General features: G+C 34.8%; 13 protein-coding genes. 9 read left to right on the top strand and 4 right to left on the bottom strand.

Going from position 1 to position 11,829, the window contains the following annotated elements; genetic code table 11:
- The first annotated feature begins 165 nt into the window (after positions 1-165).
- The 4 genes from PVA17_RS23105 (at position 166) to PVA17_RS23120 (ending at position 4,817) form a co-directional block, all read left to right on the top strand.
- Positions 166-741: a TetR/AcrR family transcriptional regulator gene (locus PVA17_RS23105; protein ID WP_274069110.1), complete on the top strand. Its 576-nt coding sequence runs from the start codon at positions 166-168 to the stop codon at positions 739-741.
- Between the two features lie 360 nt (positions 742-1,101).
- Positions 1,102-1,737 (top strand): class I SAM-dependent methyltransferase, encoded by a 636-nt coding sequence (locus tag PVA17_RS23110; RefSeq protein ID WP_274069111.1) that lies wholly within the window; start codon positions 1,102-1,104, stop codon positions 1,735-1,737.
- 116 nt (positions 1,738-1,853) lie between these two features.
- Entirely contained in the window at positions 1,854-3,089 is a 1,236-nt protein-coding gene (locus PVA17_RS23115) for an MFS transporter (protein WP_274069112.1), read from the top strand.
- A gap of 744 nt (positions 3,090-3,833) precedes the next feature.
- Positions 3,834-4,817 (top strand): biotin--[acetyl-CoA-carboxylase] ligase, encoded by a 984-nt coding sequence (locus tag PVA17_RS23120; RefSeq protein ID WP_274069113.1) that lies wholly within the window; start codon positions 3,834-3,836, stop codon positions 4,815-4,817.
- A gap of 290 nt (positions 4,818-5,107) precedes the next feature.
- Here PVA17_RS23120 and PVA17_RS23125 read toward each other — a convergent pair whose 3' ends face one another.
- From PVA17_RS23125 to PVA17_RS23140, 4 genes are all read right to left on the bottom strand, one after another.
- Positions 5,108-5,626 carry a GNAT family N-acetyltransferase gene (locus PVA17_RS23125; protein WP_274069114.1) on the bottom strand — a complete coding sequence of 173 codons (519 nt, stop codon included), beginning with the start codon at positions 5,624-5,626 and terminating at the stop codon, positions 5,108-5,110.
- A 246-nt stretch (positions 5,627-5,872) separates the two neighbouring features.
- A complete protein-coding gene (locus tag PVA17_RS23130) occupies positions 5,873-6,706 on the bottom strand; it encodes a DUF4097 family beta strand repeat-containing protein (RefSeq protein ID WP_274069115.1) in 834 nt (277 codons plus the stop codon).
- A complete protein-coding gene (locus PVA17_RS23135) occupies positions 6,706-7,308 on the bottom strand; it encodes a DUF1700 domain-containing protein (protein WP_274069116.1) in 603 nt (200 codons plus the stop codon). The genes PVA17_RS23130 and PVA17_RS23135 overlap by 1 nt, the downstream gene beginning before the upstream one ends.
- Positions 7,298-7,618: a PadR family transcriptional regulator gene (locus PVA17_RS23140; RefSeq protein WP_132359204.1), complete on the bottom strand. Its 321-nt coding sequence runs from the start codon at positions 7,616-7,618 to the stop codon at positions 7,298-7,300. The genes PVA17_RS23135 and PVA17_RS23140 overlap by 11 nt, the downstream gene beginning before the upstream one ends.
- A 218-nt stretch (positions 7,619-7,836) precedes the next feature.
- Here PVA17_RS23140 and PVA17_RS23145 point away from each other — a divergent pair, with 218 nt between their 5' ends.
- The 5 genes from PVA17_RS23145 to panD all read left to right on the top strand — a co-directional run bounded on the left by PVA17_RS23145 (position 7,837) and on the right by panD (position 11,722).
- A complete protein-coding gene (locus PVA17_RS23145; protein ID WP_274069117.1) occupies positions 7,837-8,520 on the top strand; it encodes a TetR/AcrR family transcriptional regulator in 684 nt (227 codons plus the stop codon).
- Positions 8,511-9,272, top strand: a complete 762-nt coding sequence (locus tag PVA17_RS23150) for a CPBP family intramembrane glutamic endopeptidase (protein WP_274069118.1) — start codon at positions 8,511-8,513, stop codon at positions 9,270-9,272. Before PVA17_RS23145 ends, PVA17_RS23150 begins: the two co-directional genes overlap by 10 nt.
- Positions 9,273-9,646: 374 nt before the next feature.
- Positions 9,647-10,483 carry a 3-methyl-2-oxobutanoate hydroxymethyltransferase gene (gene panB, locus PVA17_RS23155; RefSeq protein WP_274069120.1) on the top strand — a complete coding sequence of 279 codons (837 nt, stop codon included), beginning with the start codon at positions 9,647-9,649 and terminating at the stop codon, positions 10,481-10,483.
- A complete protein-coding gene (gene panC / locus PVA17_RS23160) occupies positions 10,483-11,337 on the top strand; it encodes a pantoate--beta-alanine ligase (protein WP_274069119.1) in 855 nt (284 codons plus the stop codon). The genes panB and panC overlap by 1 nt, the downstream gene beginning before the upstream one ends.
- 1 nt (position 11,338) lies before the next feature.
- Positions 11,339-11,722, top strand: a complete 384-nt coding sequence (panD, locus tag PVA17_RS23165) for an aspartate 1-decarboxylase (protein ID WP_079559947.1) — start codon at positions 11,339-11,341, stop codon at positions 11,720-11,722.
- Positions 11,723-11,829: the final 107 nt, after the last annotated feature.

Consider the following 11,829-nt stretch of genomic DNA (forward strand, 5'->3'; position numbering starts at 1 on the left):
TTTCAGGGACGCTTTATATAGTATTTCTAAATATGAAATATCTAATTCTGAATTTCAAATCTATGATATAATCATATTATATTGGATGTTAAAAAATACTCGCTATTTCAAAACGAAAGAATTCACTTTTGATATATTTCTAAGTATAGGAAGTTGGAGGTAAACATGAATAAGTATGAAATTAGATCGCAAAAAAAGAAATCTGCGATCATTAATGCTTCTTTAGAATTATTTAGCGAAAAAGGATTTACCGCAGTTAGTATAAAAGATATTGCTGCATTGGCTAATGTTTCACAAGTCTCCATCTATAATTATTTTGGAAATAAAGAGGCATTAGTACAAGAGTGTGTGACCATTGTAATGAAAGATACTATGCAATTTGCACAAAATTTGCTTACTGAAGAAATGGAATTTAAGGAAAAACTATATAAAGCGCTCTCCATCTGTTCTAATCAAATCAATCAATCATTACATGAATATTTTTCACATTCGGCATTGGAAGATACAGTATTGCTGAAATTTTTGGTTGAAAACATTAATAAAATAAAAAAAGATATTTATAAAAGCTATATAGAATTGGGAAAACAAGAAAATGTGATAGATGATTCAATCTCAACTGCTACAATTTTAGATTTTATGGAAGCTATTAATAGTATTGAAATTGAATCAGATAAAATAAAAATAAAACAACAAGAATTACACAAACTATTTTTATATGGAATCATCGGAAAAAGTAAATAATTTATTTGTTTTTTAGAAGCCAAGCCATTCATCTCGAATGGCTTCTTTTTATTTTAGTTAATGTCGCTTTCCTCTTGTATGCGTTTCTTGGATTATGTTCATTTTATGTTAGCTTTAGTGATACTTATAAAGTTTTGAAATTAAATTGTTTGTATTTCAAAAGTTATTGACATCTTTTGCAAGTCGTTATACTATTGTTTTGAAATATTATTAGTTAAATTTCAAAATAGTAGGAGGGAAAAGTGTTGTTCGAACAAAAAAAAATTTCGAAAGTACAGATTGGGGATTTCAACATACTGATTTTCAGCAAATTGATTATGTATTGAATGTTGGGTGTGGCTGTCAAAAGGGCTGGTTGGAATGAAGAAAATTTTTATATTTGTGATTTTGGGAATGATTTTGTATAAACCAACAATGAATTATTTAATTGGACAGGTTTCACACCCTAAGGGAGCTATTGGATATATATTGACAAAAATTTGGAACAAAACCTTTGTTAATATGACAGACTGGGGATTACAGAATATTGAAATACAAATAGATGATCATATTTTAGATGTTGGATGTGGTGGTGGGGAAACAATTCATAGATTGGCAAATAAAACTACACAAGGGAAAGTATATGGAATAGATATTTCATCTGAAGCAGTTAAATCATCTATCGAAAAAAATCAGAAATGGGTAGAGCAAAATCGTACGGAAATTTTTGAGGCAGATGTAGCTTCACTACCATTTGAAGATAATACCATGGATAAAATAACTGCCATTCAAACTCATTTTTACTGGAGTAATCTTGAAAAAGGGTTTAGTGAAATACATAGGATATTAAAATCGAACGGTGTATTTCTAATAACTTGCGAAAAGGATAAGATTGAATATCACATGGATAACTATAAAAAAAGTAATGAATTAAAAGAATTACTAAAATCTATAGGATTTAGTAGTGTTATTGTTCATGAAGATGGGAATTGGATAAAATTTATTTGTCAAAAATAAGCCTGAATAAAGAAATGATTATAGACGGCAAATTTTTATGTGAAAAGGCAAGGAGATAAAACGTTAATACATGTCACAAGTGAGTCAAGTACAAAAATAACAAGGGAGAAAAAAGTATGGATACTTTAATAGTTAAAAGTAAGTCTTTTATTATCCTTGTCCTAGCGAAATTCATTTCCTCAATGGGGACATTTGTTCAAAGCATGGCCTTTGCATTGTATGTGATTGACACAACAGGGTCTAGTATTTTATTTGCATCAATTCTTATGGCTGCTTTGATTCCGAGAGTGTTACTTAGCCCATTTTGTGGTGTTGTAGTTGATTGGTTGAACAGAAAACGACTTTTGGTTACTCTGGATCTCATAACTGGTAGTTTACTGTTAATAATCGCCTTATTAATAGGAAGTGACGAGATCAGTTTGTCTATAATTTATGGTATAGCGATTGCGGTAGGGATTATGTCATCTTTTGATGAACCGATGGTGATGACGATTATTCCATCTATTTTCAAGGCGGAGAAAGATGTCGCCGCTGCAAATGCAGTGAATATGATTGTACTCGCATTAGGTAATATAATTGGTCCGATTTTGGGTGTACTAATCTATACTAATTTGGGTATTGCTATTGTGTTGATAGTGAATGGAATAAGTTTCCTGTTTGCGGCATTGATCCAACTCTTTATGCAAATTCCAACAGATAATGTATCTGACGAAAAGCGTACATTAAAGAAATTTAGAGTAGATTTTACTAAGGGTATTCGATATATTTTACAAGACAAAAGAATGAAAATAATTCTTTCATGTATCATTATTCAAAATTGCTTCTTCAATGGAGCTACTCAAGTAGGAATTCCTTTTATATCTAGAGTTGATTTAAAAGTTTCAAATACACAATTTGCATTTATTGAAATTATCGTCATTTTAGGAGTCGTTTTCGGAGCATCCCTGTCTGGCATTATTAAGAAAAAATTGACCACGGATCAGTTGTTTGTCAGAATGATTAATATTATTGGTCTAGCTTTCTTATGTATAGGTATTGTAGTATTTGGAATAATTAATAACTTGCAAATTAGCTTCTATCTAATATTGGCACTGTACTTAGTACTCGGTATTACATCGATTAACGTATCAATTGCGTTCCAAACCGAGTTACAGAAAGAAGTTGATAATAAATTTCTTGGAGGTGTTTCTTCTATAGTTATGGCTTTAATTATGGCATCAGTGCCGATTGGTCAGGGGGTATACGGGTGGATGTTTGAAGTTCTACCATCTGAGGTTCCGTTTATTATTTCTGCTGTTGTTATTCTTTTAATTGCATTCTCTTATCGTCAAGTAATGAAGAAACTACAATAAGATTCAAAAGAAAAATCCATAGAGTTTCAGTTTAATGAACTAAGTAAATAAGTATTGAAAATGACAAATTTTGGACTTGTTCTGCATTATAAAGTTTTGAATAATTTAATACGTTTGTGTAGATTTTTCCTAAATTTGTACACACAAAGAAGTGCAAACGAAAAAAAGCCCATGTTTATAAAAGGATTTCATAGTAAAGTGTTTTGTCTATGGATAATCCCATGATACTGATGTTTTTCAGTTTTAAGCTTTATATGATTTTATATTTGATAAGAAAATGTTACAGTATAATAAGGTGAACCCCTCAAATTTAAAAAGCTAGTTAAAAAATTGATTGTAGTCAAATGTGACTATATGCAGTATGATAATATTTATTATTCAAAATAGAAAAATAAGTGTCGGCTATTTGTTTAAAGAAATGATTGTCCAAGAAAAATGAATAGCCTTCAATAAAAGAGTTTTGAACGCATGAAAATATAGCAAGTGACCAAAAAGTGACCAATTACCATACGTCATCTAAAATAAGGTCGCTTGCTTTTGCTTTATCTTTTCGTCATCGTTTTTTTAGAAAGAACGTTTGGAGAAAAATGAGAAAACAATGTTTATACATAAACAAAATAATGTGTTAGTAGTTCCAAAAATTCAATATTAAGAATGCACTGATGAATCAAGAGTCTTTACATCAAATTTTAAATTTAATAAAAAATAAGTGATAGTATATTTTAATAAAGGATTGATTTGAGTATGAGTATTTCCATGAAGGATGAAATTTTAAAAAGAATATTAGCGGCTAATGGTGAAGCGGTTTCGGGTCAGGAGCTAGCAGATTCCCTTGGAGTATCCCGTACAGCTATATGGAAACATATGCAGTCGTTGCAGGAGGAAGGCTATACATTTGAGACGGTAAAGAAAAAAGGCTATGTGTTGACGGGTGTACCAAATAGCTTAAGTCCAACTCAAATTGAACTATTTTTAAATACGGAACGTTTTGGACGTGAAATTCATTATTTTGATGTTGTAGATTCAACACAAACAATCGCTCATAAGTTTGCACAGGAAGGCGCTCCGCATGGTACGATAATAATCGGGGAGGAGCAAACAGCTGGCCGTGGTCGTATGGCGCGTCCATGGGAATCTGCAAATGGCACAGGTATTTGGATGACCGTTATTGTGAGACCGGATGTTACTCCTCAGCAAGCTTCATCGTTTACACTTGTCGTAGCAGTTGCAGTTACGATGGCGATAAAAACATTATATAAACAAATTGAACCAGCTATTAAATGGCCAAATGATTTGCTCATTAACGGTAAAAAATGTACCGGTATATTAACAGAAATGCAGGCTGAGGCAGATTGTGTACAAGCACTGCTAGTAGGCATTGGTATTAATGCAAACCAGGTTGAATCAGATTTCTCCCCAGAAATTGCTAATATAGCTACGTCTTTACGGTTAGAAGCAGGTGAGGAAATTAATCGTGCAGCCCTTGTTGCATCTATTCTTCAATATTTAGAACAATTCACAGATTTATACGTGAAGGAAGGCTTTGCTAGCATTAAAAAGCTATGGGAACAAATGTCGTGTACTATTGGACAACGTATTGAAGTAACGACTCTACGTGGACGCTTTGAAGGCATTGCCAGTGGGATTACGGATGAAGGTGTACTACAGCTAACAGAGGATGATGGTACAGTGCGAACAATTTATTCTGGAGATATAAAAATTTTATAAAAACACAAACATTCACTTAACAAGAACGTATATTTTCAAATGTGAAAATATACGTTCTTTTTTAGAATTACAATTTAGTTTTGTATATTTTTTTCACGTTTGTAGTCTTGTCTAAAGAAGATCAGAGAAAGTATTAGTAAAACTATTGGAAGAAAAAAGAATCCAGAGTCATATTTAACTGAATACTCCATTTTTAGTCCGAACAAATAAATGAATAAAGTAAAAGAAACAGATAAAGAGATTGTTCCGCTATCGTTTTCATTACATGCCCTCCAATAAAAAATTTTTATTTACTTTTTTATCACTTTATTTATATCATTCCATACATAAATAAGCTCTTCTACTATTTTTCCACCAATTTTTATTTCTACGTTATTGACATATTGTGCACCATAATATTCATAGAAATCACGTGTTTTATTGTCGGCTAATACTTCAACAAATACTTTTTTGTATCCTTTTTGTTGAAAATAGGTGAATACTTCTTTGAGTAGTTTCTTCCCGATTCCCTTTCCTTGATATTCTTCTAAAAGATAGATAGAAGTTAAATCAGTTGCATTCGGTACTGAATTAGTTTTTCTTGTGCCACCGGTTGCAAAGCCGATTATTTCATCTTGTTCATTTTCTGCCACCAATACATAGTTCGTAGCGTCTGAAATATTTTTCTTCCAGAGTTCTGTGCGCTGCTCGTAAGATAAGTTATTCAAAAAATCATCTGGAAGAATGCCTTTATATGTTGTTCGCCAACTGTCAACATGTACTTTTCCGATACCTTGAGCATCTTCAATGTTTGCTTGTCTAATTTTCATTTTGCTCACCTCAATAATCGTATTTTCTATCAAAGATGATGCCGTAACTGACCTGATTCACCTTAGATTCTGCCTTCACATACAAGAACCGTACGAATATACTCATATGTGTATATGAATATTATATAATAAATGGAAAATTACAACTATTAATCAAATGAGGGAACTTAATCATATAAAAAAAGACAGAATCACAAAATGTAATTCTGCCTTATTAGTGAAGTAAATTGAATCGGTAGCTTATCTTTATTTCAACCTTAATTGTAAGTCACCATGTGAAATAGTTGCTTTTAGTTGGTTATCACCGTTATAAGATCGCGATACTTTGCTGTTTTGATCCTCGTCATCAACAGTAAGATCCCCTAAGTCAGTTTGTAATTCATAGCCAAGTTCACTCTTTTTATTTTGTAAATGCAGTGTAACATCCCCGAAGTTAGACGTAATAGTGGATTGACCATTTAATGTTCCATCAATGTTCATATCACCATGTTCACTTTCGGCAGCGAAGCCATTACTTGAAAATTGTTGTAGCTTCATATCACCAAATGATTGTGTAATCTCTGTTTTATCACCAGTAGTGTCTTTCAAAAGTATGTCTCCAAAATCTTCAATTAGCATTAACTCCTGATATTGCAAACCATGAATGGTTGTATCCCCAAAATTACTATTAAGGACAACGGTTTTCAGTTTTACATCTGCAGGCACATAGATTTTAATGGAAGGAGTTCTAAAGCTAGTAAATCCGAATTGAAAACGATTCTTCTTTTTACTCTTTGTTTCAACAGTTAATGTATGGTCTTTCATACTGTACGTCACATCATCAACATTAATAACATTTGTTTCTAATGCATAACGATCACTAGTAACTATTTCAACATCTCCGTAGGGATTAATAATATTGAGATTAGTGAAATCATCTAGTTCATAGGAATTGCTTACTAGTTTATTGTTCTCGGGCAGTTGGATACCTTCATCATTTATTTCAAAACTCCATTTTCCACCAGAGAAATAACCAACTAGTGCTAACAGTATGCCTAAAGCGATCATAGTAATGGCAATATGGGTATGTCGGGAAGTCATTAGTAACCCTCCTTCCGTTTCTTCGTGATTTTATGGAATAGTTTACTTAATGCTTCAACACAAACAATAACGATTGTTTTGATCAAACGAGCAACGATTGGGAAAAGTAGGATGCCCAAACCTGTTACGATAAAGCCAACACCCATAAAGAGTAATGCTGTTGGCCAGTCCTGAGTTAAAATGAAGAAGCCTGAAATAAGTGCAGCGATTCCACCGAAAAAGATACTAAGTACAGTTGCGAAAATAGCAATGATAACGCTGAATATAACTGCCCCAAATGAAAAAATAAGGGCTATAGCTACTACAAGTAACGGTAATGAAAGAGGGGCAGATAATATTGCTAGAATAATAAGCCACATCGCAGACACATTCTTCTTAGTCGAAGTTGAAGTAGCTTCTAAATCCTTTAAGGCATAGTCCGCCAATATTTGTGATGCAACATGAGAAGGGGAGCCTAGTTGTTGAATGACCCGCTGTTCGTTTTCCTCTCCTGCTTCATCGAAATATTCCTCATAATAGGCAAGCGCAGCATCAATCTCATGCGCTGGAAGGCGTTGTAATTTCCCCCGAAGCTTTTTCAAATAGCTTGCTCTATTCATCATATTTCCCTCCTAAAAGTACACAATCAACCATTTCTTTATACTGTTGCCATTCTTTTAATAGCTCTAGTAATCGTATGCGACCTTGCTCGGTAATTTGGTAATACCGTCGATTTCTGCCTTGATAGGGCTGATCGTAAGTTGTTAAGCAATTAGCTTTTTGTAAACGGCGTAATACTGGGTACAGCGTAGATTCTGATATATCCATTACGGATTGTATTTGCTGTGTTAATGAGTAACCATAAGCATCCTCTTTATCGACGATGGCGAGTACACAAGCGTCAAGTAAAGCTGAGCCAAGTTGAAATGTCATCTTTTCTCACCTCACAATGTAGAACTATACAACGTTTTATATTATACGTCGTATAGTATGGTGGAAGTATATTACAAATATCATTAATTGTCAATTTTCATAAAAAAACGCATGAGAAAAATAAAAATAATAGTTGTCACATTCCGTTGACAATAAAAGGTAAATTGATTACGATAAAATGACAGTAGTGTCATTTTTGATGTTTGGAGGTTGAGATAATGCCAAAGGTAAGCTATGAATATGTACAGGAAAAGAAAAACAGCATTTTAGAAGCGGCTATAGCAGTATGTAAAGTCAAGCCACTTTATGAAATTACGATGAGGGATTTTATTAAAGCGTCAGGAGTAAGTCAGGGTGGGATTTATCGTTATTATGCAGACTTGGATGAAATACTTATTGAGGTTATAAATCAAGTAAATGTTAATGCAGACTATAAACATATTATCGATGAAATTACGGATACGAGTAATTCTCCCACAAAAACAATCATTAAATTATTTAATTTTCTCGGAGAGTACATGAAGGAAAACGTATCAACAGTTGGCAAAATCCAATTTGAGCTTTCGATTTTATTTGCTAACAATCCAGATAGAGAAAAGAAAATTTTATCTGGCATTTATGAGCATGAAAGTGGGCAATATTTTACGCAACAAATTTTTCATTCAATCCATAAGGGCATTTCTTCAGGATGCTTTCAGCTTAAGGTTTCGATAGAAGATTTAACTACTTTTATCATGACATCCATTGATGGCATTGTGAGAGACGTTGTCTTGCAAAAATGTTACCGGATGTTCTCAAATGATCAAGTGCAGTTTGATGAGATTCGATTGATGAATACGCTTTGCAAATCCGTATTATTACTATTGGATGTGAAAGAAGGGGTGGATGAAAGTTGGGAATAGAGATAAGAAGATTTCTATTTTATACCTTTGCAACATCTTGGATCATATGGGGCAGTTTAGCCTTATTCACACAGCTAAATTTGCTGAAGTTTGGGAATGCAATATCATTGCTATTATTTATTCTCGGCGGAGTTACTCCTGCAATTTGTGAGATTTGGTTGAAAAAGAAATATTCGACTAAAGAAGAGTTCAAATCATTTATCCATAATGTAAAAAATCCTAAGCATCCTGTATCTTGGTACATATTTGCAATCGGATTAGCATTTGTGGCTTGTTTTTTACCAACGCTATGGGGCGGAGCAACTATGGAGAATCCAATGTATTTGGCGTTACTTGAATTACCAATCATGATTATTGGTGGAGGATTAGAGGAAATTGGCTGGCGTGGTTTTTTACAGCCTACATTACAAAAAAGATGGTCTCCCTTCATGAGTACAATGATTGTGGGTGTTATTTGGACAGTCTGGCATTTGCCATTATGGTTTGTCATTGGATCAAATCAAATGAACATGAATTTTCTATGGTTTTCCCTAACAGCTTTAGCGCTGTCCTTTTTATTAACAATTATTTACCTCTCCACTAAAAGTATTTTTCTCTGTATTATTTTCCACGCTTTCATTAATGCATTTTGGGATGTCTTTGTACCAGATACAAATGTAACGTCTGGTTTATTCACATTTTTATTTGCTCTGTTGCTATTTACAATGTTTGAAGTTTATCGAAAATCAAACTTTCAGAAACGAATGGTTTGAGTTTGGCATAGCTATTGATCGTAATTATTAGAAAATAATATTTGAAGATTACTAGGAGAATCTGTTATAGTATGTGCGAAGGGCAGTATCCTTTCGTGAACGGCACCTTCAAAACGCAAGTACAATTTACAAAAATATCTGCCTTGATCTTTTAATGACAGGGACGGAAGAAAACAAGCGTTCAAAAATATAACTTTATACAATGGAATGGGCAATGCTCTCAAAGAGATGTATTTCCTTATCCCTTTATTAAGTTATGGCCTCTAATCAACAACGAGAGGTGATTTTTGATGACGAACGACACCACCCTTCTGTCCATTTTAGGAACAGAGGGGTTTTTCTGTTTTCTTTCTTTAAAAAAGGAGGACTACATGATGAAAACGACTTCAGATTTTTTAAAGATGAAGGCAGCAGGTGAGAAAATTGTGATGCTCACTGCATACGATTATCCTGCTGCAAAATTTGCCGAGGAAGCAAGCGTCGATATGATTCTAGTGGGAGATTCACTAGGTATGGTAGTACTAGGCTATGATTCTACAATGCCAGTAACCGTGGCCGATATGGTTCACCATGCAAAAGCGGTGCGCCGAGGGGCAAAGGATACGTTTGTTGTTGTGGATATGCCATTTGGTTCATACCACGGTGATGTACACGAGACGTTGAAAACGGCCGTATCCATGATGCAGGAAACAGGTGCAGATGCACTAAAGTTAGAGGGAGCAGACGATGTTCTACCAGCAATTCGTAAATTAACGTCAGCTGGCATTCCGGTGGTAGCTCATTTAGGTTTACTACCTCAATCAGCAGGAGTGCTTGGTGGTTACAAAGTTCAGGGTAAAACAGCTGAACAGGCTAAGAAACTCATTGAAGATGCAAAAAAATGTCAAGAGGCTGGAGCATGTGCAGTCGTCTTAGAATGTATTCCGCATCAGCTAACAGAGATGGTATCCGCTAATCTCATTATTCCAACAATCGGCATTGGGGCTGGTGTTGAGGCTGATGGACAAGTGTTGGTTTATCATGACATGTTAAGCTACGGTTCACATCATGTACCAAAATTTGTGGAACAGTTTGCTAATATGGGTCAAGAAGCGAGCAGTGGAATTGCTAGTTACGTAGAAGCGGTCAAGGCAGGTACATTCCCTGCGCCGAAGCATTCCTTCACGATGAAAGAGGAAGCACTAGATCAGCTATATGGGGGCGTAAAGTAATGAAAGTCGTCACTACAGTCCAAGCATTAACCGTAGAAATCCAAGCGGCTAAGCAAGCTCAAAAAACAATTGGACTCGTTCCAACAATGGGTTATTTACATGAGGGTCATTTAACGCTAGCAAAAACAGCTCGAGCCGAAAATGATTTAGTCGTAATGAGTATTTTTGTCAACCCAACACAATTTGGGCCAGACGAAGACTTTGAAAGCTATCCACGTGATTTGCCACGGGATACCGCTTTAGCAGAGTCTGTCGGCGTAGATATTATTTTCGCACCGAGTATTGAAGAAATGTATCCGCATGATGGTGTTATTCGTATTCATGCGGGTGAACAGGCAACTATTCTTTGTGGAGCGAGCCGTCCAGGTCATTTTGATGGTGTTTTACAGGTTGTATCGAAATTATTTCACCTAGCACAGCCGACACGAGCTTATTTTGGACAAAAAGATGCACAGCAGGTTGCTATTATTGCTACGATGGTACGCGATTTTAATTTCCCTTTGGAAATGCGAGTAGTACCTATTGTACGGGAAAAGGACGGTTTAGCGAAATCCTCTCGTAATGTGTATTTAAGTGAAGCGGATCGTCTTGAGGCGCCAGCAATACATGAAGCGCTACAGCTTGCTCGTGATAGTTTTTTAGCGAATAGGGATGCAGCGAATGCGCTTGCAAAAGCAAAGGCACACATTGCAGCACGCACACACGGTCACATCGACTATATTGAACTATTAGCATATCCAGATTTAATACCTGTAACTGCTGAGACAGAGCAAGTGCTTATAGCTGCAGCCGTCTATATTGGTAAAACTCGATTAATTGATAATTGTATCTTTAATATGAAAGAAGGATTGTAATATGTTACGAATGATGATGAATAGTAAAATCCACCGTGCTACAGTGACACAAGCAGATTTAAACTATGTTGGATCTATTACGATTGATGAGGATATTTTAGATGCAGTAGGGATGTTGCCAAACGAAAAAGTGCATATCGTTAATAACAACAATGGCGCACGTTTTGAAACATATATTATTGCAGGGGAACGTGGATCAGGCGTTATTTGTGTGAATGGTGCAGCCGCACGCCTAGTGCAACGTGGAGATATTGTAATTATAATTTCTTATGTGTACGTAGATAACGAAGAGGCAAAAGATCATAAGCCAACAGTAGCTATTATGGGAGAAGGCAATACAATCAAAGAAATGATATCGTATGAGCCAGAGGCAACAGTGATGTGATTTCAGAGTAGCTATACAGGAGGATGTAGAGGTGTGTAATAAGCAAGATGTATTTCCATTAACTATCTAAAGATCATAGTATTTTTTGAAATATATAATTTTTTAAT

The sequence above is a fragment of the Lysinibacillus sp. CNPSo 3705 genome, assembly GCF_028674935.1.
Lineage (GTDB): Bacteria > Bacillota > Bacilli > Bacillales_A > Planococcaceae > Lysinibacillus.